22 protein-coding genes are annotated in these 22471 nt (G+C 68.7%); 5 read left to right on the forward strand and 17 right to left on the reverse strand.

Translation table 11 applies throughout. The annotated features are described in order from the left end of the window. Positions 1 to 8: 8 nt before the first annotated feature. The 6 genes from OHA18_RS08575 to OHA18_RS08600 form a co-directional block, all read right to left on the reverse strand. Entirely contained in the window at positions 9 to 929 is a 921-nt protein-coding gene (locus OHA18_RS08575; RefSeq protein ID WP_329003318.1) for a zeta toxin family protein, read from the reverse strand. Further along, positions 922 to 1278, reverse strand: a complete 357-nt coding sequence (locus tag OHA18_RS08580) for a hypothetical protein (protein ID WP_329003320.1) — start codon at positions 1276 to 1278, stop codon at positions 922 to 924. Before OHA18_RS08580 ends, OHA18_RS08575 begins: the two co-directional genes overlap by 8 nt. A gap of 51 nt (positions 1279 to 1329) precedes the next feature. Continuing rightward, entirely contained in the window at positions 1330 to 1518 is a 189-nt protein-coding gene (gene bsaP / locus OHA18_RS08585; RefSeq protein WP_329003321.1) for a biotin synthase auxiliary protein BsaP, read from the reverse strand. Continuing rightward, positions 1515 to 2510 carry a biotin synthase BioB gene (gene bioB / locus OHA18_RS08590; RefSeq protein WP_329003322.1) on the reverse strand — a complete coding sequence of 332 codons (996 nt, stop codon included), beginning with the start codon at positions 2508 to 2510 and terminating at the stop codon, positions 1515 to 1517. The genes bsaP and bioB overlap by 4 nt, the downstream gene beginning before the upstream one ends. Before the next feature lie 718 nt (positions 2511 to 3228). Further along, a complete protein-coding gene (locus OHA18_RS08595) occupies positions 3229 to 4929 on the reverse strand; it encodes a GMC family oxidoreductase (RefSeq protein WP_329003323.1) in 1701 nt (566 codons plus the stop codon). Then, entirely contained in the window at positions 4926 to 6518 is a 1593-nt protein-coding gene (locus OHA18_RS08600; RefSeq protein WP_329003324.1) for a succinic semialdehyde dehydrogenase, read from the reverse strand. Before OHA18_RS08600 ends, OHA18_RS08595 begins: the two co-directional genes overlap by 4 nt. Positions 6519 to 6691: 173 nt before the next feature. Here OHA18_RS08600 and OHA18_RS08605 point away from each other — a divergent pair, with 173 nt between their 5' ends. Both OHA18_RS08605 and OHA18_RS08610 read left to right on the forward strand, forming a co-directional pair. Further along, positions 6692 to 8140 (forward strand): hypothetical protein, encoded by a 1449-nt coding sequence (locus OHA18_RS08605; protein ID WP_329003325.1) that lies wholly within the window; start codon positions 6692 to 6694, stop codon positions 8138 to 8140. Positions 8141 to 8189: 49 nt separating this feature from the next. Continuing rightward, a complete protein-coding gene (locus OHA18_RS08610) occupies positions 8190 to 9098 on the forward strand; it encodes a TIGR03086 family metal-binding protein (protein WP_329003326.1) in 909 nt (302 codons plus the stop codon). On the opposite strand, the gene OHA18_RS08615 is transcribed toward OHA18_RS08610, so the two are convergent. The 11 genes from OHA18_RS08615 to groES form a co-directional block, all read right to left on the reverse strand. Next, the gene (locus tag OHA18_RS08615) at positions 9095 to 9496 is read right to left on the reverse strand and encodes a hypothetical protein (RefSeq protein WP_329003327.1); all 402 of its coding nucleotides are present in this window, start codon (positions 9494 to 9496) and stop codon (positions 9095 to 9097) included. The genes OHA18_RS08610 and OHA18_RS08615 overlap by 4 nt on opposite strands. Positions 9497 to 9547: 51 nt before the next feature. Beyond that, the gene (locus OHA18_RS08620; RefSeq protein WP_329003328.1) at positions 9548 to 10261 is read right to left on the reverse strand and encodes an acyl-CoA thioester hydrolase/BAAT C-terminal domain-containing protein; all 714 of its coding nucleotides are present in this window, start codon (positions 10259 to 10261) and stop codon (positions 9548 to 9550) included. Next, a complete protein-coding gene (locus OHA18_RS08625; protein ID WP_131335103.1) occupies positions 10258 to 11364 on the reverse strand; it encodes a GuaB3 family IMP dehydrogenase-related protein in 1107 nt (368 codons plus the stop codon). Before OHA18_RS08625 ends, OHA18_RS08620 begins: the two co-directional genes overlap by 4 nt. A 35-nt stretch (positions 11365 to 11399) precedes the next feature. Beyond that, on the reverse strand, positions 11400 to 12071 hold the full coding sequence (locus OHA18_RS08630) for a DUF4276 family protein (RefSeq protein WP_329003329.1): 672 nt from the start codon (positions 12069 to 12071) through the stop codon (positions 11400 to 11402). Then, a complete protein-coding gene (locus OHA18_RS08635) occupies positions 12068 to 13207 on the reverse strand; it encodes an AAA family ATPase (protein ID WP_329003330.1) in 1140 nt (379 codons plus the stop codon). Before OHA18_RS08635 ends, OHA18_RS08630 begins: the two co-directional genes overlap by 4 nt. 96 nt (positions 13208 to 13303) lie before the next feature. Then, complete coding sequence (gene guaB, locus OHA18_RS08640; RefSeq protein WP_329003331.1) at positions 13304 to 14815, reverse strand: IMP dehydrogenase; 1512 nt, start codon at positions 14813 to 14815, stop codon at positions 13304 to 13306. A gap of 128 nt (positions 14816 to 14943) precedes the next feature. Then, complete coding sequence (locus tag OHA18_RS08645) at positions 14944 to 16353, reverse strand: hypothetical protein (RefSeq protein ID WP_329003332.1); 1410 nt, start codon at positions 16351 to 16353, stop codon at positions 14944 to 14946. Then, positions 16346 to 16969, reverse strand: a complete 624-nt coding sequence (shbA, locus tag OHA18_RS08650; RefSeq protein ID WP_329003334.1) for an RNA polymerase sigma factor ShbA — start codon at positions 16967 to 16969, stop codon at positions 16346 to 16348. Before shbA ends, OHA18_RS08645 begins: the two co-directional genes overlap by 8 nt. A gap of 112 nt (positions 16970 to 17081) precedes the next feature. Continuing rightward, positions 17082 to 17546 carry a GNAT family N-acetyltransferase gene (locus tag OHA18_RS08655; RefSeq protein WP_329003335.1) on the reverse strand — a complete coding sequence of 155 codons (465 nt, stop codon included), beginning with the start codon at positions 17544 to 17546 and terminating at the stop codon, positions 17082 to 17084. A 90-nt stretch (positions 17547 to 17636) separates the two neighbouring features. Then, positions 17637 to 19256, reverse strand: coding sequence for a chaperonin GroEL (groL, locus tag OHA18_RS08660; RefSeq protein ID WP_329003337.1), 1620 nt, complete (start codon positions 19254 to 19256; stop codon positions 17637 to 17639). Positions 19257 to 19384: 128 nt separating this feature from the next. Then, entirely contained in the window at positions 19385 to 19681 is a 297-nt protein-coding gene (groES, locus tag OHA18_RS08665; protein ID WP_130384566.1) for a co-chaperone GroES, read from the reverse strand. 215 nt (positions 19682 to 19896) lie between these two features. Between groES and OHA18_RS08670 the strand changes: the two genes are divergently transcribed. The 3 genes from OHA18_RS08670 to OHA18_RS08680 are packed head-to-tail and all read left to right on the forward strand — an operon-like array spanning position 19897 to position 22421. Then, positions 19897 to 20478 (forward strand): peptidoglycan-binding domain-containing protein, encoded by a 582-nt coding sequence (locus OHA18_RS08670; RefSeq protein WP_329003338.1) that lies wholly within the window; start codon positions 19897 to 19899, stop codon positions 20476 to 20478. Positions 20479 to 20487: 9 nt separating this feature from the next. Further along, on the forward strand, positions 20488 to 21642 hold the full coding sequence (locus tag OHA18_RS08675) for a class I SAM-dependent methyltransferase (protein WP_329003340.1): 1155 nt from the start codon (positions 20488 to 20490) through the stop codon (positions 21640 to 21642). Continuing rightward, positions 21639 to 22421: an AraC family transcriptional regulator gene (locus OHA18_RS08680; RefSeq protein WP_329003341.1), complete on the forward strand. Its 783-nt coding sequence runs from the start codon at positions 21639 to 21641 to the stop codon at positions 22419 to 22421. The genes OHA18_RS08675 and OHA18_RS08680 overlap by 4 nt, the downstream gene beginning before the upstream one ends. Positions 22422 to 22471 lie beyond the last annotated feature (50 nt).

The following is a 22471-nucleotide window of genomic DNA, read 5'->3' on the forward strand; positions in this document are numbered from 1 at the left end:
CGATGTGATCAGTACCTCGAGAAGGAGGTCCCGGCCTTCGCGATGTGCAACGTGACGGCTACCGGATCGAGACGAGGCTTGGCCAGCGCCATCAGGGCCTTCGCGCCGTCGACCCCCTCGTCCCGGATCCACTGCACCGGCGCGGACAGCCCGAACCGCTCGACAGCGCTGGTCGCGTCGAGGAAGTCACGCGACTCGGGCACCGTCCAGGTCCGCTCCCGCTCCCAGGTGATCGCATCCGCGGTCCGGGCCGGCTGCTGCCAGGCGCCGGCGCGCTCGTTGCCGTAGATCAGCTGACCGTCCGGCCGCAGTACGCCGACGCGGTCGGCCCAGTCGCCTGCGTCGATCAGCTCGGCGGCCCGCAGCACACCGGCGTACCCGGCGTCGTGGCGGCTCTGCGTGACCAGCCGGCCGAAGCCGAATGCTTCCAGGGCACGGAGGTGACGCTGCAGTACGCCGAGCCGGCTGTGGGCCTCGTGTACTGCGAGGATCGCCACCTCGACGTGGTAACCGGCTGCCTTGAACGCAGCCGCCGACGCCGCGAACGCCTCCGGGTCGGCGACCTCGGTCTCGACGACCACGTCGCATCGCTGCTGGATCACGTGGTCCTCGGCGCGGGCGAGCCACCGGAGGCCATCAGCCTCGACATAGCGGTCAGCGGTGGTGCGATCGTCGGTGATGGGTTCGTGCAGCCGTGGGTGGTAGGCCTCGAGGATGGTTGCGCTGAGGACGACGGGACGGCCGCGTTCGGCCAGGGTGGCCTGCACCAGTCCGGTGACGCCGGCCTTGCCGTCGCCAGGCTGACCAGCGACGAAGACGGCTGCCGGGTGATCCTGCTGGGTACCGGTGAGCTGGTCGGGAACGATCCGCTCGCGGAAGATCCGCTCACTGTCCGCGTCGCTCAGCAGGAACCGATCCTGCTCAGTCACCTCGACCATCCTGCTCATCCAGCTCGCCCTCCGCGGCCGGCGCTTCCTCGGTGTCCTCTTCTCCATCGACGCTGAGCAGCGCATCGACGGCGTCACGGATCCGCTTGACCGCCCGGGCGTTCAGCGGGTCGAGGTCGTGGCCGCGCTGCGCCCAGGTCGCCTGATCCGCACGCAGCGCAGCGGCAGCTTCGAGATTGCCGGCAGCTTCCGCTCGGGCGATCTGCTGGGCGTAGAACCCGACCGATTGCCGGATTCCTTCCAGAGCGATCTCGTACCCGAAGAGCTGCGCGGGCGTCCATCTCGCTTTACCGAGCTCAGGGAGCACGATCGGCACGGCGAGGTTAGCCACACAAGGACGATATCCGACACGCTGGGTCAGCCCAACGGCGGCGTCCGCGACTCAATCGGAGCTGAGTTCGCCGTGGACCGAGCAGCGGGCCGACCAGCCCATCGGATGGACCTGGACGATCATCCGGCGGCGGCACTCGGCGCAGTACCTCGGCGGCTCCAACGCGAGCGCCCGGTGGCAGTCGTCGTGTCCGCCGTCGGCGACCTCGCGGCCACACCGGCCGCAGTAGAGCTCGGTCACAGCGTCTTCTGCAGCTCTTTCACCGGCATCTTCAGCTCGGCCAGCAGGTCGAGGTCGGCGGTCGCCGGGCGGCCGAGCGTGGTCAGGTAGTTGCCGACGATCACGGCGTTGATCCCGCCGAGCAGTCCGTCCCGGGTCCCCAGGTCGCCGAGGGTCAGCTCGCGGCCACCGGCGTACCGCAGGACGGTGCGCGGCATCGCCAGCCGGAACGCGGCGATGGTCCGCAGCGCGTCCTTGCCGTCCATGACGTCGAGGTTGCCGAACGGCGTACCCGGTCGCGGGTTGAGGAAGTTCAGCGGAACCTCGTGCGGCTCGAGCTCGGCCAGCTGCGCGGCGAGCTCGGCGCGCTGCTCGAGCGTCTCGCCCATCCCGACCAGGCCGCCGCAGCACAGCTCCATGCCGGACTCCTTGACCATCAGGCAGGTGTCCCAGCGCTCCTCGAACGAGTGCGTGGTGACGACGTCGCCGAAGTACGACCGGGCCGACTCGAGGTTGTGGTTGTACCGGTGCACGCCCCACGACTTCAGCTCGTCGACCTGCTCCTGGGTGAGCATGCCGAGCGAGCAGGCGATGTTGATCTCGACCTCGGCGTTGATCGCCTCGATGCCGGCCTTCACCTGGCTCATCAGCCGCTGGTCCGGTCCACGGACCGCGGCGACGATGCAGAACTCGGTCGCACCGGTCTTCGCGGTCTCCTTGGCGGCCTCGACCAGCTCGGGGATGTTCAGCCAGACCGACCGCACCGGCGAGGTGAACTGACCGGACTGCGAGCAGAAGTGACAGTCCTCGGGGCAGCCGCCGGTCTTGAGCGAGATGATCCCCTCGACCTCGACCTCCTCGCCGCACCACTTCACCCGGACGTCGTGCGCGAGCGCGAGCAATTCGGGCAGCCGGTCGTCCGGAGTCCGGAGCACCTCGGCCAATTGCTCCTGGCTCAGCCCGGTGCCCTGCTCCAGAACCTGCTCACGTGCCACGTCCAGGATGTCACTCATACCTGCGCCTCGCTTCGCTCAGCTCCGGCCTGAGCGACAAGGTCGGCTCTGCTCTTTGTTCCCTCGCTACGCTCGCTCACGGCTTCTCCTGCCTCATCAGAACGGTCGGCTCACAGTAGGACAGATGGGTACGGCGGGGCTGCGGCGGGCGTCACGTGGAACACCTCCGGCCGAAGTGCCTCACGACCACTCTCCGCACTCTCCGGGAAAAGTTTCTGGACTTTTCTGGAGAACCTCGTAACCCCCCGTAGATGGGCTCGTTGATGTGTACGAAGGCGGTTACCGCAAGGAAGACCGCCACCTGATTACCAGGAGCTACAAATGCTGATCATTACGATCAGCACGCAGAGTGGTCACAAGGACACTCAGCCCCGGAAATCGGATGTAAGGTAGTAACCAAGAGCTCGGGTCGCCAGCTATGGCTGGTGACCCGATCCCAAGCGCCGGGCGCCTCACCCCGGCTTGAGTGGGTCCCTCGGGAAACGATTTGGGCGGAAACGTTCCCGAGGGACCTGCTCCCTTTCTCAGCACATTTCATCAGCCTCAGCAAACCTACTGCTGAGGCTTTTTCATTTGTCGCGCAATTGCTCCCGCCAATTGGCGAGGGTCTGCCCAACTCGTCGGGGCGTTGCACAAGGTATTACCTGTCCAACGGCTCCACAGGGTGTTCACGGCCCCGGGTCCGGGGCTGTCAGGGATAGCGACGGTTGCGCTTCTGTTACGACTCCGTCACAGACTGTTTCGGGAAGATCGGCAGCCGAAGAGCACCCGGCGCATCGGCGGGTACGACGGGATGCGCGGGCTTCACCGGCTGCACCCGCTGGTACGCCGAACCGACCGCGGGCCGCGGGTCGTCAGCGCCCTTGTTCGGCCAGAACGAGAGGGCGCGCTCGGCCTGGGCGGTGATCGTCAGCGACGGGTTGACGCCGAGGTTCGCGGAGATCGTCGAACCGTCGACGATGTGCAGGCCGTCGTACCCGTAGACCCGGTGGTACGGGTCGACGACGCCGGTCCCGGCCGAGTCCCCGATCGCGCAGCCGCCGATGAAGTGCGCGGTCATCGGCACGTTGAACGGCTCCCCGATCGTCCCGCCCGGGGTGCCGTTCATCAGCTTCGCCATCCGCCGGACCACCTGGTTCGCGACCGGGATCCAGGACGGGTTCGGGGCGCCGTGGCCCTGCTTGGACGTCAGCCGCCAGCGGCCGAGCCGGTCCCGCTTGCCGAACGTGGTGATCGAGTTGTCCGCGGTCTGCATCACCAGCGCGATCACGGTCCGCTCGGACCAGTGCTTCAGGTCGTACAGCCGGCGGATGTTCTTCCGCTGCACGCCGAGCTCCCGCAGCCAGGTCCGCCAGCGCGGCTTGTCGCCGTCGCCGTCGGTCAGCACGGTCTGCAGCAGCGACATCACGTTGCTGCCCTTGCCGTACCGGACCGGTTCGATGTGGGTGATGTCGTCCGGGTGGAACGACGATGTGATCGCGACCCCGCGGCTGTAGTCGACGTCGCGGTCCTTCGCGATCGCACCGAGCAGGGACTCCGAGTTGGTCCGGGTCAGCACACCGAGCCGGTCGGACAGCCCGGGCAGCTTCCCCTCGTCGCGGAGCCGGTGCAGGAGTTTCGCCGTACCGAGTGCGGAAGCCGCGAAGACCACCTGCTGCGCGGTGAACCGCCGGGTGAGCTTCCGGTTCGAGGTACGGCGGGTGTCCACGGCGTACCCGCCGTCCGGCAGCGGCTCGACCGAGGTCACGGTGGTCAGCGAGTACACCTCCGCGCCGGACTTCTCGGCCAGGTAGAGGTAGTTCTTCGTCAGCGTGTTCTTCGCGTTGTGCCGGCAGCCGGTCATGCACTCGCCGCAGTCGATGCAGCCGGTACGACGCGGTCCGGCGCCACCGAAGTACGGGTCCTCGACCTCGACGCCGGCCTCACCGAAGAACACTCCGACCGGCGTCGGGTGGAACGTGTCGCCCACGCCCAGGTCGTCGGCGACCTGCTTCATCACCTTGTCGGCCGGCGTGAACCCCGGGTACGTCGCGACGCCGAGCATCCGCTTCGCCTGGTCGTAGTACGGCGCCAGCTCGGACTTCCAGTCGGTGATGTGCGCCCACTGACGATCGGTGTAGAACGCGGGCAGCGGTTCGTACAGCGTGTTCGCGTAGACGAGGCTGCCGCCGCCGACCCCGGCGCCGGACAGGATGATCACGTCGCGCAGCGCGCTGATCCGCTGGATGCCGTACATCCCCAGCTTCGGCGCGAACAGAAACCGCTTGGTGTCCCACGAGTTCTTCGCGAACGCACTGTCCTCGAACCGCGCACCGGCCTCGAGCACGGCGACCCGGTAGCCCTTCTCGGTCAGCCGCAACGCACTGACGGACCCGCCGAACCCGGACCCGATGACCAGTACGTCGTAGTCGAAGCTCACGGCCGGCCGATCTTCTTCAGCACCCGCAGTGCGCCGGTCATCAGCTCGGCGAACTTCTCGTCGGACAGCCCGTGCGAGGCCGCGATCGGGATCACCCTCTGGGTGGCGATCGCCTGCGGTTCGACGTACCGGCGGATGCCCTCGACGCCCTGGCGGCGGCCGAGGCCGGACGATCGCATCCCACCCATCGGGGTGTCGATCGACCCGAACGTCGCGCCGTACCCCTCGTTGACGTTGACCGTGCCGGCCATCAGCTGCGCCGCGACCGCGCGACCACGCCGGCCGTCGCGGGTCCAGACGCTCGCGTTCAGGCCGTACTCGCCCTCGTTGGCGCGCTGGATCGCCTCGGACTCGTCGGAGAACCGGTAGATCGAGACGACCGGCCCGAAGGTCTCGTTGTCGAAGCACTCCATCGCGGGGGTGACGCCGGACAGCACCGTCGGCTCGTAGAAGAGCGGCCCGATGTCCGGGCGTGGCTTGCCGCCTACCAGCACCGTTGCACCCTGCGAGCGGGCGTCCTCGACATGCCGGGTGACCGTCTCGAGCTGCGCCTTCGAGATCAGCGAGCCCATGTCGACGTCCCAACCGGTGCCGGCCGAGAGCCGGAGCTTCTTCACCCGGTCCACGAAGGCCGTCACGAAAGCGTCGTACACCTGGTCGGCGACGTACAGCCGCTCCATCGAGACGCAGAGCTGGCCGGCGTTCGCGAAGCAGGCGCGGACGGCGCCTTCCGCGGCGCGGTTGAGGTCGGCGTCGCGCAGTACCAGCATCGGGTTCTTGCCGCCGAGCTCGAGGCTGCAGCCGATCAGCCGCTCACCGCACTGCTTCGCGACCAATCGGCCGGTCCTGGTCGAGCCGGTGAAGCAGATGTAGTCGGCGTTCTGGATCAGCGCGCCGCCGACGGTCGGGCCGTCGCCGTTCACCGCGAGCCAGGCTTCCCGCGGCAGGCCGGCCTCGTACAGCAGCTCGATCCCGCGGAGCGCGGTCAGCGGGGTCTGGCTGTCCGGTTTGTGCACGACCGTGTTGCCGGCCAGGATCGCGGGCAGCCCGTCGGAGATCGCCATCGTCAGCGGGTAGTTCCACGGCGAGATGATGCCGACGACACCCTTCGGCACGAACCGCTCCTCGGCCCGGGTCAGCACCGGGAAGATGCCGAGCTTGCGCTGCGGCTCGAGCAGTTCGGCGGCCTTGCGGCCGTAGTACCGGGCCGTCAGCGCGACGTGCGCGAGCTCCTCGAACGCCTGCTTCCGCGCCTTGCCGGACTCGCGGATGATCAGGTCGACCAGCTCGTGGCGGTGGTCGAGGACCAGGTCGTGGTACCGCAGCAGGATCGCGGCGCGCTCGGCGAGCGGCACCTGGCGCCAGGTCTGCTGGGTCTTCCGGGCGAGCCGGACCGCGGCGACCACGTCGTCCTCGCGGGACACCGGCAGGTCCGCGATCGGCTGCCCGGTGGCCGGCGCGTACGACGTCCTGGTGCCGGCCGTCGCCCGCAGCAGCCCCGACAGCCGGCGGATGACCGACTGGTCGGTCGCGTACGACGCGGTCGGATCGAGCTCCGGATCCGCGGGAATCGACGTCTGCTCGCTCATGCCTCCACCTCGCTACGCTCGGTTCCGGCATGAGCGAGTTGCTCGGCTGTATTTTTGTGTTCGCTCGCTACGCTCGCTCATCTGCCTAGGCTACCTGCCAGTAATCGACAGTGTCAGTATCAGATCCCCATTAAGCTGAGCGGCTGAAGCCTGCGAAGGGGTGGATCGTCAAGATGGTGGACAGCGGGGGGCTCTGGACGCCTCCTGAGGACGAGCTCGGCGAGGCGCTGCAGACAGCCCAGGTGCTGATCGAGGAGGGCCGGGCCGACGAAGCCGGGCCGTACCAGCAGCGTGTCATCGAGCTGGCCAGGGAGCGGGCCGAAGGGCACCCGAACCACTACGAGGCCAAGCACCTGATGGCCGCGACCCAGTACGAGCTGGCCGGCTCACTGAACGCGTCCGGCCGCCACGAGGAGGCGCTCGCCGCGCTGCACGAGGCCCAACTCGGCTACACCGAGCTGCAGGACGCCGGGGTGCTGGACGCCACCTGCTTCCTCGCCGACGTCCGCGCCCGGCGGGCGATGACGCAGGCGCATCGCGGTCACGGCGCCACCGCAGTACTGGAGATGGACGGCGCAGTGATCGCGTACGGCCAGCTGGTCGGCGGTCCGGAGGGGATCAAGCACCAGCCGGACTTCGCCCGCGTGCTCGCGATGAACGCCCTGATCCTGCGGCGGTACGGCGACCCCGCGCTGGCGGTCGCCTCCGCGGATGCGGCCACCCAGCTGTTCCTGCAGCTCGCCGATCAGATCAACGAGAGCCCACAGTCACTGTCGTACGCGCGCTACCTGTGTACGGCGACCGCGGTGTCGGCCGACGTCCACGCGGCCGAGGGACGACTCGACCTCGCGCTCGAAGCGGACGAGATCGGGTTGACGACCGCCGACACGCTGGCCGATTCGGACTCGACGACCGACATGCGCACGCTGGTGGCCGCGCTCGTCCGGAAGGGCAAGCACCTCGGCATCATCGGCCGCCTCGAGGGCGAGGCGTGCCTGCGGACGGCGTACGACACCGACGGCGAGACGGCCGTCCGGGTGGTCGAGGAGCTGGACCGCGGGCTGCCGCTGACGCTGGTCGCCGCGCTGGAGAACGCCGAGATCAAGCTCGGGCCGTTCGAGCAGTACCACCGGTTGCTGGCTCTGAGCGAGCCCGCGCCGGGGATGACGCTGGCAACCGTGTCGGGCCGGACGGACCCGGAGTCTGCCGCTGTCCGTGCGACCGAGCTGGCGGAGCTGGTGCGGCCGCTGTTGCTGCAGGACGCGGACGCCGGACTGACGCTCGGCCTCGAAGCGCACTACCTGTTCGCGATCTCGTCGGAGCGCGAGTCGCACCGGATGCGGTACGAGACCAGCACGTACGTGCCGATCTGGGCGCAGCTCCTGCTCGACATCTCCGAGGCGTACTACCAGGCCGGCCGGACCGAGATCGCGCTCGACCTCGGCGGCTGGTGCGCGGAGGTCGCGACCGCGCTGATCCCGTTCACCGACGACAACGAGATGATGAAGGAGCTGGCCGGGGCCTGCTACCGGCACCACGGCAACTTGCTTGCCGCCACCGGCGACCTCGCCGCGTCCCACCACGCCCACGAAGCCGCCCAGCAACTCCAGCTCGGCCGTTGACGTCCTGCCCTGCCGGGCGGACGCTGACGCTTGGGAGGGGGTGCGGGTGATGGATGTAGTTGAACTGCACAACCGCACGGTCGCGAACTTCGCGGAGCTGGTCTCAGGGGTGGCAGCCGATCAATGGTCGGCGCCGACGCCGTGCTCGGACTGGGACGTCCGGGCACTGGTGAACCACGTCGTCGGCGAGGAGCGGTGGACCGTGCCGCTGATGGACGGCAAGACGATCGCCGAGGTCGGGACCGCGCTCGACGGGGATCTGCTCGAGGACGATCCGGCCGGCGCGGCGTCGTACGCGGCCCGTGAGGCGACCGTTGCGGCGACCCGGTCGATCGACAAGGTGCATCTGTCGTACGGCGACGAGGACCCACACGAGTACCTGCGCCAGCTCGCCGCCGATCACCTGATCCACGGGTGGGACCTGGCGGTGGCGATCGGTGCTCGACCACGTCTCGACGCCGACCTGGTCGACGAGGTCGGGCCCTGGTTCGCGGAGCGCGAGCAGATCTACCGGTCGGCGGGCATGATCGGCACGCACCTCGACGGCTTCACCGATCCCGCCGACAAGCTGCTGGCTGCCTTCGGACGTGATCCGGGCTGGAGTCCGGCGCTCGACGTGCTCGACCGGTTCGGCAGCGCGTTCGACGCAGGGGACCTGGAGACGGTGATGTCGTTGGTCACCGACGACATCGTGTTCGAGTCGACCTCGCCGTCCCCCGACGGCAGCCGCCTCGAGGGCATGGACGCCGTACGGGCGGAGTGGGCGCGGCTGTTCGCGGACACCGACGACCCACACTTCGAGACCGAGGAGACCGTGGTGCTCGGCGACCGGGCCGTCGTGCGGTGGCGGTACTCGTGGCGTGAGTCGTCCGGCGATCGCGGGCACATCCGCGGGGTCGACGTACTGCGGCTGCGCGACGGGAAGGTCGCCGAGAAGCTGTCCTACGTGAAAGGTTAGAGATCTTGGGCGTCGGCGCGGAGGGCGCCGACGAACAGGCCTGCCTCGACCTCGCTCATCCCGGTTTCGGAGACGACCAGGGCAGTGGCCTGGTGCAGCTCACCGGCAGCCTTGAGGGCGCGGGTGCGCTCGGCCAGGTTGGTGCCCGGGCGGCGGACGAGCGGCGTACCGGTGGTCGGCGGCACATAGCGGCCGAGCCGGATGTCGTCGACCAGCTCCTTGGACTGCTTGAGGTCGAGGCCGGTGCGGTCGCGGATCAGCTTGACCGCATGCACCGCCTTCTTGGTGGTGATCAGGAAACGCACCTGGTCCACGTCATCGGGAGACAATTGGCCCCGCGCCGCGGCGAGGGCAACATTGTCCGTGTCCTGGCTGCTCCGTCGGCTGAATAGTCCCATGCCGCAATCCTTCCAGAACCCATCAAGGTGTGTGGACTCGTAGCATTTCGCTCAGCCTGCGAGCAGGTTGCGGATCTCGGCCCAGGCTCGCTCGCCGAGCTCACGATCGGCTTGCTCGGTGCCGCCGCGGGCCATCCGCTGACCGGCCGACTTCGGCTCCTCACCCGGCAGCACCGGACGATGCCCAGCCTCCGGCCCGATCACGATCCGGGTCGGACGCTCACCACGCCGGCGGACGATCTCGTCCGCGAACTCCACCGCCGGCCACACCTGGTCGTCCCCACCGGCGATCAGCAACACCTTGCCGATGCGCTCCACCGGGATCCGCGTCTCGTCGGCAGCCGTCTGCGCACTCAGGCGGTACAGGCCGGTGTAGCTCGGCGGATCGTCCTCGGGCTTCCAGTCCGGGTCGAACGGTACGAACGGCAGCGGCTCGCCCTGCCAGGTCCACGCCGATCGCTGGCTCCCGTCGTCCAGGAGCCGGCCCCAGACGTAGGCGCTCGGGGCGAACGCGACCACCGTGTCGACGCGCGCGTCGAGCGCACCGAGCAGCAGTGCTGCCTCAGCACCCCAGGAGCTGCCCATCACGACGAGGCGGTCGTTGCGTACCGCCAACTCGTCGAGCGGAAACGACTCCAGCGGCACCTCGTGCGTGACGGTCCACCGCGGCGCGAGTACGTCGTACCCCTCCGCTTCGAGCACGCGCGCACGGTCGGCGTCCGGCGTACCGCTCGAACCGTGCAGAAGCAGGACGCCGGTGCTCAACCGACGACGACCTCGACTCGCTGGAACTCCTTGAGCTCCGTGTAGCCGGTGGTCGCCATCGCTCGCTTGAGGGCGCCGACCAGGTTCATCGTGCCGTCGGGGACCCAGGACGGGCCGAACAGGATCTGCTCCATCGTGCCGGTGACGCCGACCTCGACCCGCTCGCCGCGCGGCAGGTCCTGATGCCAGGCCTCGGCACCCCAGTGGTATCCGCCACCCGGGGCGTCGCTCGCCCGCGCCAGCGGCGAGCCGACCATCACCGCGTCCGCACCGCAGGCGATCGCCTTCGCTACGTCGCCGGACCGCCCGACCGAGCCGTCCGCGATGACATGCACGTACCGGCCGCCGGACTCGTCCATGTAGTCCCGCCGCGCCGCGGCCACATCGGCCACCGCGCTCGCCATCGGCACGGCAACGCCGAGCACCTTGCGGGTAGTGTGCGCCGCGCCACCGCCGAAGCCGACGAGCACGCCGGCCGCACCGGTCCGCATCAGGTGCAACGCTGCCTGGTGCGTCGCGCAGCCACCGACGATCACCGGTACGTCGAGGTCGTAGATGAACTGCTTCAGGTTGAGCGGCTCCGCCTGGCCGGACACGTGCTCGGCCGACACCGTCGTACCGCGGATGACGAACAGGTCGACGCCCGCGTCCACGACATGCTTCGCGAACTGCTTGGTCCGCTGCGGCGACAGCGCACCGGCCACGGTCACACCGGAGTCGCGGATCTCCTGCACCCGCTGGGAAAGCAGCTCGGGCTTGATCGGCGCCGAGTAGATCTCCTGCAGCCGGTGCGTGGCCTGCTGCGTCTCGAGGCTGGTGATCTCCTCGAGCAGGCTGGTCGGGTCCTCGTACCGCGTCCAGAGACCTTCGAGGTTGAGCACGCCGAGACCGCCGGCCTTGCCGATCGCGATCGCGGTGGCCGGCGACATCACCGAGTCCATCGGCGCGGCCAGGATCGGCAGCTCGAACCGGTACGCGTCGATCTGCCAGGCAACCGAGACCTCCTCGGGGTCCCGCGTCCGGCGCGACGGCACAATCGCGATGTCGTCGAACGCGTACGCCTGCCGCCCACGCTTGGCACGGCCGATCTCGATCTCGGTCATGGCGACAGCTTACCGAGGCAACTAGCGCTCGATTCTCACTGGGCCAGCAACCGGCCGACCCAGCCCCTGAGGCCGGGACAACGCTCGAGCACCGCCGGCAGACCCGCCTCCCGAATGACCTCGACGCCGTCGGTCACCTTGTCGTAGTCGGGCCACGACTTCAGCACCCGCTTGGAGGGCGCCGTTGCCCGCGAGTCGTTCAACAGTTCGACGTCCCCGCCGACCGAGCGAGCCTCAGCCTGCAGCCGCTTCGCGACGCCTGCGTCCCCGAGCACTCGATTCGTGTCCATCGCCGCGGCGATCACCCACGTCTCGAACTCGTGCAGCACGACGTGAGGGACGAAGCGTGCATCGCCGATTTCTTCCCCCATCGCCTTGGTCCGCAGGTCGGCACAGTTCCGCGCGGTGTGCGGCCGGTCACAGCAGTCGGAACCGGGAGCATTGCGCGGGTAAGCGTAGAAGTCGAGCAGGATCGACACACAGTGGAAGTGCGTGGCACGCAGTAGTCTCCGGATGTCGTTCTCGTAGTGCTTCCACACTGTTCCGCCACCCTTGAAGGTGGTCCCGTTGGCGAGCCGCGACGTCGTGACGATGACCGGCGTGACATAGACACCGGTGGCCTGCAGGTACGGCGCCAAGATCTCACTGACGAACGCGGACTCAGTCTGGCCTTCCACCACGATCGCGATCTGGCGGAAGGTCGTCATCCACTCACCACACGGGGCGAGTCGTCCGGACGAGGCCGTCCGCCCAGCAGGTTCTTCTCCCACAGCTCACCCAGTGAATAGTCCCCGAGCCACTCCTCGAGCGAGCGAGGGTCCGGCCGCTGAATCTGGGTGCCTTCGCTGGTCCGCTCGACAATCGCGACCTCGTCCACGCTGAACTGCTCTAGGAGGGTCACCGACTGCGTGGCGGCAACCACACGTCGATCGCCGGCGGCTCTGCGTAGGAGGGCTGCGAGTTGGTGGATCGCGAACGGGTGCAGACCCAGCTCCGGCTCGTCAAGGACGATCGTGCCTGCCGCGTTGTCCTGTAGCAGGAGGACCGCCAAGCAGATGAACCGCAAGGTCCCGTCGCTCAGATTGTTGGCAGAGAATACCGAGTCGAGTCCGCGCTCGCGCCATCTGAGCCTGATCGCTCCGCCTTCTGGCTCGAGCACAAAGTCGTCGAAGTACGGCGCAACAGTACGTACGACGCGGACTATGCGGCCGTACCGGGACGGATCCTCCGCACGCAGCCGCAGCAGGACGGCAGCGACGTTGCGTGCGTCCGGATGCAGTGTGATGTTGTCGGCCGGATCGACCCGCCGTTTCACCGGTGCATCGGCGCTCGTGTCGTCGAAATGGAATACTCGGCAGCCCGAGACCACCCCGAGCACATACGACGCTGTGCGAGAGGTTTCCGCCTCGTCCCGCAGTTTGCTCTCTCGAGCCGTTCGCAGAACCGTCGTGTACGGCTCATCGAACCGCGATCGGTCGTGGAACATCACAGTCTCCCGCACGACCGCGGTGTCGTCGGTGCCGGCCTCGACCCGGACGCGGTAGCCGTTCGAGATCTGCCCCTGCCACTCACCCCACACCTCGATCTCGATCGACTCAGGTGATAGCGCAGGATCCCGCGTCCGGTGCAGCATGGTCGCGAAGCCACCGGTCCGCACCAGGGTGTCGTTCAACTGCTGATCGATGATCCGTCCGAGCATCTCGAAGGCGTCGACCACGTTGCTCTTGCCTGCACCGTTCGGACCGACCAGCAGCGTGACGGCACTCGACAGGTCCAACGTCGCATGACGCAGCGAGGTGAGGCCGCTCACCTCGATCCGCCGAAGTGGCACCTCAGCAGTCATCCACACCTCCACCGCACGAACCTGTACATACAAGGTTGCGACCTGTACGTACAGGTTGTCACACGGCAACCAATCCAGGCGGGATTGGGGGGCGGGTCAGCGGCCGGAGTAGTTCGGCGCCTCGACCGTCATCTGGATGTCGTGCGGGTGGGACTCCTGGAGGCCGGCGGAGGTGATGCGGACGAAGCGGCCCTTGTCCTGCAGCTCCGGGACGGTGCGAGCGCCGGTGTACCACATCGACTGGCGCAGGCCGCCGATCAGCTGGTGCGCGACGGCCGACAGCGGTCCGCGGTACGGGACCTGACCCTCGACGCCCTCGGCGATCAGCTTCTCGTCGGAGCCGCCGTCGTGCTGGAAGTAGCGGTCCTTGGAGTACGACTTGCGCAGGCCGCCGGACTGCATCGCGCCGAGCGAACCCATCCCGCGGTACGCCTTGAACTGCTTGCCGTTGATGAACACCAGGTCGCCCGGCGACTCCTCGCAGCCGGCCAGCAGCGAGCCCAGCATGACTGTGTCCGCACCGGCGACGAGCGCCTTGGCGATGTCGCCGGAGTACTGCAGGCCGCCGTCGCCGATGACCGGGACGCCGGCCGCCTTGCACGCCAGCGAGGCCTCGTAGATCGCGGTGACCTGCGGAACGCCGACGCCGGACACGACCCGCGTCGTACAGATCGAGCCCGGGCCGACGCCGACCTTGACACCGTCCGCACCGGCCTCGACCAGGGCCTGCGCACCCGCGCGGGTGCCGACGTTGCCGCCGACGATGTCCACACCGCGGGTCGCCGGGTCGGCCTTGAGCTTGCGGATGATCTCCAGCTGCGCCTGGGAGTGACCGTGCGCGGTGTCCACGACGAGCACGTCGACACCGGCCTCGACCAGGGACATGGCCCGCTTGTACGCCTCGCCGAAGAAGCCGATCGCGGCGCCGACCATCAACCGGCCGCTGCCGTCCTTGGTGGACAGCGGGAACTTGTCCCGCTTGACGAAGTCTTTCAGCGTGATCAGGCCGGTCAGCTTGCCGGCGTCGTCGACCAGCGGCAGCTTCTCCACCTTGTGCTTGCTCAGCAGCGCCATCGCGTCGTCGGCCGAGATGCCCTGCTTGCCGGTGATCAGCGGCTGCTTGGTCATCACCTCGCGGACCGGGCGGGACAGGTCGTTCTCGAAGCGCATGTCGCGGTTCGTCACGATGCCGACCAGAACACCGGCGTCGTCCACGACGGGCACGCCGGAGATCCGGTACTGCGCGCACAGCGCGTCGGCCTCGCCGATGCTGGCGTCCGGACCGATCGTGATCGGCTGGGCGATCATGCCGGACTCGGAGCGCTTGACCAGGTCGACCTGCTGGGCCTGGTCCTCGATCGAGAGGTTGCGGTGCAGGACGCCGAGGCCGCCCTGGCGGGCCATCGCGATCGCCATCCGGGCCTCGGTGACGGTGTCCATCGCGCTGGACAGCAGCGGGATGTTCACCCAGACGTTGCGGCTGACCCGGGACCGGGTGCTGGCCTCGGAGGGGATGACGTCGGACTCGTTGGGCTGCAGCAGCACGTCGTCGAAGGTGAGGCCGAGGACGGCGAACTTGTCGGGAACTCCAGCGGGTGTGATGTCCATGGGGAAACGAGCACCTTTACACGGCGAGAACGGAACCCCATCCTATCCGCGCCCGCACCGGCCCCCGAATCGGCCGTCCACAGCGCTCCGCCCGCCGCGGAAGCGCGGCGGGCGGAGCGGGTGGCCGGTTACTTGATCGGTGCGTTGACGACGTTCAGGATCGCCAGGATGTCCGGCTCGGCCGTGGAGCCGTAGGTGCGGTCGATCGCCGCGTGCTTGCCCTCGGCGTACTGGCCGCTCGAGTGCTTGCCCTGCGGGTAGGTCTTGCGGACCGAGCCCGTGGTGACCTTCCCGGCCGAGTGCTTCCCCGCCGCCTTCTTGGCCGCCGCGGCCTTCTTGGCTGCCGCCGCCTTCTTGGCGCTGGCCGGCTTCTTCGCCGTCGGCGGCTTGGCCGCCTGCGACTCGCCGAAGAACAGCTGGGCGCTCTCGATCGTGATCGGCTCGCCGGTGGGCGTCGGCAGGACCGAGTCCAGGATCTTGTCGACGGCGTCCGTCGCGCCCTGCACAACGTCCGGAACCTGAGTGACCTCGTCGCTCGGCTTCTGGTCGTCCCCGGACGTGCCGGCCGGCGTCGTGGTGCCCGAACCGTTCCCGTCGCTTCCGGGAGTCGCAGTGTCGCCGCTCCCCGTGCCGTCGGTACCGGTGCCGTCGGTCGGCGTGGCCGTCGGGTCGCCGGTGGCCGTGTTGTCGCCCGTACCGGTGTCGACGTTCGCCGGGGGCGTCGTCGTGGTGTCGGTCGGCGTCGACGGCGGATCCGTCGGCGTCGTCGGCGGCGGCTCCGTCGGCGTATCCGTCGGTGTCGACGGCGGCGGAGTCGGCGTCGTCGTGGTGTCGGTCGTGCCGCCACCCGTGGTGTCGGTCGGCGGGTCGGTCTTGGTGTCGGCAGGCTTGCCCGGGTCCTCCGTCTTCACGGCGGTCGGCATCGGGATCGTCGGCTTCTCGAGGATCGCCAGCGGCTTGTCGCGCGCCTCGACCAACGGCGGCACCACCGGGATCTTCCGTGCGTTCGGGTCGACGTCCAGGACCGAACCGGCCTTGCCGTCGCTCTGGGCGCGCTCGGCGTCGACCTGCTTCTTGTAGTCCTTGCCGACCTTGACGATCTTCGTCTTGTCCATCACCGGCAGGCCGTCGAGGTCTTCCTTCGGGAAGCTGGTCTGCGGGCGGACCGCGTCGACCATCTTCTCGATGACCTTCTCGTACGGCGACAGCGGGTCACCGTTGACCGCTGCTGCCACCCCGGAGACCGACAGCGCGGCCACCGCCGCCACCCCGAGCGCCAGACCGCGGGTCGCCATCTTGCGGGCGAACGGGTCGGTGATCGGGTTGAGCGCGGCGCAGCGCGCCAGGAAGCTCTCCGGATCGTCGATGGTCTCTACCGGGAGCTCGTCCTCGACCTCGACCGCCAGCCGCAGATCGGCCAGCAGTGCGACGGCCGCGTCGTACTCGCCCGCCGCACGGGCGGACTCCCCACCGGCGGCGAGCAGATCGAGCAGCGCGTCATCAGCCTCGATCGCGTCCAAGTCGAAACGGTCAGCCATGATGCCCCTCCCCTGCTCTTCCTCGTTCCAGCTGTGCTTCATGCCCCACAAACCCCCTGAGCGTGTTCAACGCCCGATGCTGTGCGACCCTCACCGCCCCCGGTGTCATCCCCAGTGCCCGGCCGGTCTCCTCGGCTGACATCCCCGCAACCACCCGGAGTCGCAGAATCTCCCGCAACTTCTCCGGCAGCTTGTCCAGCAGGCCCATGATGTGCTGGACCTCGGACTGCCGGACCGCGCGCTCCTCCGGCGTCGGTGACTCGTCCGCGCCGTCCGGCAGGTCCGGCGTCGAAACGTCGGCGACCGCGAACGCACGCTGGGCATCGGCGACCTTGCGGGCCGCGATGCCGTAGACGAAAGCCTCGAAAGGCCTCCCCTCGTCACGGTACCGGCTCAGCGCGCCGAACACCGCGACACAAACTTCCTGTGCGACGTCGTCGACCATGTCGGCGCCGCCGGGATAGGTCCACAGACGGGACCGTACATATCGGTGCGCCACAGCGCGCACCCTGGTGAGCAGGTCGTTAAGAGCTGTGCGGTCCCCGTCGCCGGCCAGCGCGGCAAGATCCCTAAGCTCGACCCGGTCGTGGGTGTCAGGTACTCGTACCTCGGTCACCCCTCGCCCCCTCGTGTTCAGACCGGCCAGCCTGAAAGATGGTACGGCGCTCAACTCTTCTTGCCTAGTGGCAATTCGTGATCGCTACCGGCCACTTGATCACGATCTGTCACTACTCACGAGTTCGCTCCGCAGGCGCCGTGAAGCGGATGAGCTGCGAGGCCTGACTGCCGCCCCAGTCGATCGGTGTACGGCCGGTTTCCAGCCAGCCCGCGCGCCGGTAAAGGTGCACGGCGGCACCGCGGTTGTCGACCACCTCGAGTGAGAGCGGCCGCTCGAGCTCGGCTGCCGCGGTGACACAGTGGCCGAGCAACTGACGGCCGGTCCCCCGGCCGGTCGCCTGCGGGTCGACGAACAGGCGCTCCACCTCGGCGTGATCACCCACTGCCGTCAGCACCACGTGCCCCACGACCCGTCCGTCACTGACGGCAACCCAGCACCCGAGGGCTGCCTCCGGTGTCAGCCACCGCGCCGGGTCGGCGGGCCAGTTGATCGGATACCCGGCCCGCTCGTGAACGGTTCGGAGGATGTCGACGCAGACAGGCAGGTCCTCGGCACGGCGTTCCCGGATCAGCACCTGCCTATCAGAACAGAACACCGCCCGGCAGTTGCCTGCCGGGCGGTGTTCTGTGCTGTGTGCCGTGCTGTCGAACTGGTTGCCTGAGGCTCAGTGACCGTGGCCGTGGCCGTGACCGGCCGCCGCGGGCTCCTCTTCCTCGGGCTTGTCGACCACCAGCGTCTCGGTGGTCAGCAGCAGTGCAGCGATCGAGCCGGCGTTGGCGAGCGCGGACCGGGTCACCTTGACCGGGTCCAGAACGCCCTGCGCCAGCAGGTCGCCGTACTCGCCGGTGGCGGCGTTGAAGCCGCTACCGACCTCGAGGTCGGCGACCTTGGAGGTCACGACGTACCCCTCGTAGCCACCGTTCTCGGCGATCCAGCGCAGCGGCTCGACGATCGCCTTGCGGACGATCCGGACGCCGGCGAGCTCGTCGCCCTCCAGGCCCAGGCCGTTGTCCAGCACCGCGGCCGCGTGCACGAGAGCGGAGCCGCCACCGGCGACGATGCCCTCTTCGATCGCGGCCCGGGTCGCGGACACCGCGTCCTCGATCCGGTGCTTCTTCTCCTTCAGCTCGACCTCGGTGGCCGCGCCGACCTTGATCACGCAGACGCCGCCGGCCAGCTTGGCCAGCCGCTCCTGCAGCTTCTCGCGGTCCCAGTCGGAGTCGGTGCGCTCGATCTCGGACTTGATCTGGTTGACCCGGCCCTCGATGTCGTCGGCCTTGCCGGCACCCTCGACGACGGTCGTGTTGTCCTTGGTGACCACGATGCGGCGCGCCGTACCGAGCACCTCCAGACCGACCTGGTCGAGCTTGAGGCCGACCTCCGGGGCCACGACCTGCGCGCCGGTGAGCGCGGCCAGGTCCTCCAGCATCGCCTTGCGGCGGTCACCGAAGCCCGGCGCCTTGACGGCGACCGAGGTGAAGTTGCCGCGGATCTTGTTCACCACGAGGGTGGACAGGGCCTCGGCCTCGACGTCCTCGGCGATGAGCAGCAGCGTCTTGCCGGACTGCACGACCTTCTCCAGCAGCGGCAGCAGGTCCGCGATCGCGGAGATCTTGCCCTGGTGGATCAGGATGTACGGGTCCTCCAGCACCGCTTCGCCGGCCTCGGCGTCGGTGATGAAGTACGGCGAGATGTAGCCCTTGTCGAACTGCATGCCCTCGGTGAACTCGAGCTCGGTCCCGAAGGTGTTCGACTCCTCGACGGTGATCACACCGTCCTTGCCGACCTTGTCGAACGCGTCCGCGATCAGCGTGCCGATCTCGGCGTCGCGCGCGGAGATGGTGGCGACGTGGGCCATGTCGCCCTTGTCGTCGACCGGCCGCGCGGTCTCGATCAGCTTGGCCGACACGGCCTCGACGGCCGCCTCGATGCCGCGCTTGAGGCCCATCGGGTTGACGCCGGCGGCGACCGCCCGCAGGCCCTCGTGCACCAGCGCCTGCGCCAGCACCGTCGCGGTGGTGGTGCCGTCACCGGCGATGTCGTTGGTCTTGGTGGCGACCTCCTTGGTCAGCTGCGCACCAAGGTTCTCGAACGGGTCGTCCAGCTCGACCTCACGCGCGACGGTGACACCGTCGTTGGTGATGGTCGGGGCGCCCCACTTCTTGTCCAGGACGACGTAGCGGCCCTTCGGGCCCAGCGTCACCTTCACCGTGTTCGCGAGCTTGTCGACGCCGCGCTCCAGCGCGCGCCGAGCGTTCTCGTCGAACTCGAGGATCTTCGGCATGAAAAATCCAGTCCCTCTCTGAAATCGCTAGATCGTTGCAGGCTCGAACCCATCGCTGTGCCCTACCGACTCCGCCCCGGCGCCGGTAGGGCACCAGGGCGGTGTCGGTCAGGAACAGCGAGCGGTCGTCACTTGCTGACGACTGCGAGGATGTCGCGGGCGCCCAGGATCAGGTAGTCCTGGCCGTCGTACTTGACCTCGGTGCCGCCGTACTTGGAGTAGATGACCTTGTCGCCGACGGCGACGTCCAGCGGGACGCGGTTGCCGTTGTCGTCGATCCGGCCGGGGCCGACGGCGAGGATCTCGCCCTCCTGCGGCTTCTCCTTGGCGGTGTCCGGGATCACCAGGCCGGACTTCGTGGTCTGCTCGGCTTCGAGCGGCGCGACGAGGACGCGGTCCTCGAGCGGCTTGATCGTGACCGACACTTGCTGACCTCCACGGTCGATGTGCTGTTTGCGGTTCATGGTGGTCGCGCTCCCCTGCCGTCGCGGGGGTCAAGGGCCGGACCGCTGGCACCCTCGCATCGAGAGTGCCAACACCGAATCTAGGCCGCGATTAGCACTCGGTCAACTCGAGTGCCAAAGGATTCTCAGCCTGAGACGTAGCGGCACCGGTGACCACTCAGGTACAGAATGTGGTTATGGCGTTGCCCAAGCTGTCCGGCCGGACGATCGCGCTCCTGGCCGCCGTCGGCGCGGTCGCAGTCGGAGCCGTCGCCGCCAACGCGTCGAAGCCGGAGTCACCAGCCGCCGGCGCACCCGCGGCTGCTCCGGCGCCCGAGGCTCCGGCCGACCAGACCGCCTCCCACGACGCGACCGCCGCCGAGCTCAAGGCGGCTGCTGCCCTGCCGCAGTGCCGGTCGGCCCGGCTCGTGCCGGTGAACCGCAGCTGGGGCATCCCGATGCCCTCGATCTATGCCAGCACCAGCACCACCTGCAACCTGATGTACGGCGACGACCCGAATCGCGGCTCCAACCGGTACGGCGACCCGGACACCGCGATCCGGGTGCTCCAGCGCAACCTGAACTTCTGCTACGGCACCAAACTCGCCGTCGACGGCATCTACGGCAGCAACACGCGCGCAGTGCTCAAGACCGTCCAGCGCAAGCACCACCTGGTCGTCGACGGCATTTACGGCCCGAAGACCCGCTCAGCGATGAACTGGCGGCTCTACTCGATGGCAACGAGAAGCTGGAGCCGGAGCTGTTCCAGCCCCCTCTAGAGTTGCCGAGTGACAGTCACCGCGTTGCTCGACGGACCGGGTGCCGACGTGCTCGCGGCTGCGTGCGCGGAGTACCAGCCTGGTCGTGAGCTGCAGTTGGTCGAGAAGCTCCGACGCCGGTACGACGCCACGCTGGTCACGACTGCAGTCACTCAGGCCGCACTGCGCCACCGGGCGGTTGCCAAGTTCGGTCCGGACGCCGAGCGCATGTACTTCACCCCGGACGGCCTGGAGCAAGCCACCCGGACCGCAGTCGGCACTCACCGCGCCGCTCGCCTCGCAGCCACCCTTGCGGGCGCCAGCGTGGTCGACCTGGGGTGCGGGATCGGCGGCGACCTCATCAGTGCCGCACGCGCCGGTCTCCGAGTGACTGGTGTCGAACGTGATCCCGAGACCGCCGCTACCGCCCGCGCCAACCTGGCGGCCCTCGGTCTCGCCGGCGACGTCCTAGGAGGTGAGGCCGAGTCGACCGACCTCACGCCGTACGACGTGGTGTTCGCGGACCCGGCGCGGCGCGCTGATGGGAGGCGGGTGTTCGACCACAACGCCTACTCACCGCCGTGGCCCTTCGTACTGGAGCTGCTCCAGCGGACCGCCTGCGTGAAGGTGGCGCCAGGCATCCCGCACGACGCGATCCCCGCTGGCGTGGAAGCGGAGTGGATCAGCGACTCCGGCGAGGTGAAGGAGGCAGCCTTGTGGTCCGGTGAGCTGTACGGCGGGACGCCGCGTCGAGCGACCCTGCTGCCCAGTCAGGCGACCGTGTCGGATGCGCCAGAGGCCGAGGCCGGTCCGGTTGGTCAGTACGTCTACGAACCGGACGGAGCAGTTGTCCGAGCCGGTCTGGTCACTGCGGTCGCCGCAGCGGTGGACGGTTGGCTGCTGGATCCGCGCATCGCTTACGTCACGGCAGCGAAGTACGTCCCGACGCCGCTCGCTTCGGCGTACGAGGTGGTGGAAGAGCTGCCGTACAAGGAGAAGGCGCTGCGCTCCTGGGTTCGTAGCGAGGGCATCGGGACGCTGGAGATCAAGAAGCGCGGCGTGGACCTGGACCCGGCCCAGCTCCGGAAGAAGCTCACTCCGAAGGGCTCGGCGTCAGCGACGCTCATCATCACCCGGATCGGCCGAGACGCCGTCGCCTACTCCTGCCGCCGGATCACCTCATGACAACCCGATCGGAACTCTTCCCGTCCGCGGGCGCACACCAGTGGCCGTCCGGCGGCGTGAGCTCGGTGCAGACCCATGAAGAAGGGCATCTGGTGTACGCCGCGCGCGGTGTCCTGTCCGTGCACACCGACGCGGGTACGTCGATCGTCCCGGCCAACCGAGTCGCGTGGACGCCGGCCGGATTCACTCACCAGCACCGCGCACACGGCGAGACCGACATGCGCATCGTGTTCCTGTCGCCCGCGCTCGCCCGGCACATCCCGGACCGGCCTGCGGTGTTCCTGGCCTCCGGCCTCGCCCGGGAGGTCCTGCTCGCCCTCACCAGCCGCCAGCTGGACCACGCCGCCCGTGCCCGACTCCAGCGGGTCCTTGTGGACGAGCTGCATGAAGCGACCGAGCAGCCGCTGCAACTGCCCGAGCCACGCGACGACCGGCTGCGCACCATCGCGCAGCACCTGCACGAGAACCCCGCGGACAACACCTCGCTCGCCGAACTGGGCCGCAAGGCCGGAGCCGGCGCCCGCACCCTCAGCCGCCTGTTCCGCGACGAGCTCGGCATGACGTACTACGAATGGCGCACGCAACTGCGGATCTACCACGCCCTCGTCCTGCTCGCGGACGGCCACGACACGACGTACGTCGCACACGCCTGCGGCTGGGCGAACCCGAGCGGTTTCATCGCGGCCTTCGCGGCCATCGTCGGCACGACTCCCGGACGCCACTTGCGCTCGACGCATATTCGAACATATGATCGATCTCGCGAGCGGGTCTCCGGGTGACAAGCCGGCGGGCGAGGTGCTGCGTCCGCTGCCGCACTCACCCGGAGGCC

This window comes from Kribbella sp. NBC_00709 (assembly GCF_036226565.1).
Taxonomy (GTDB): Bacteria; Actinomycetota; Actinomycetes; order Propionibacteriales; family Kribbellaceae; genus Kribbella.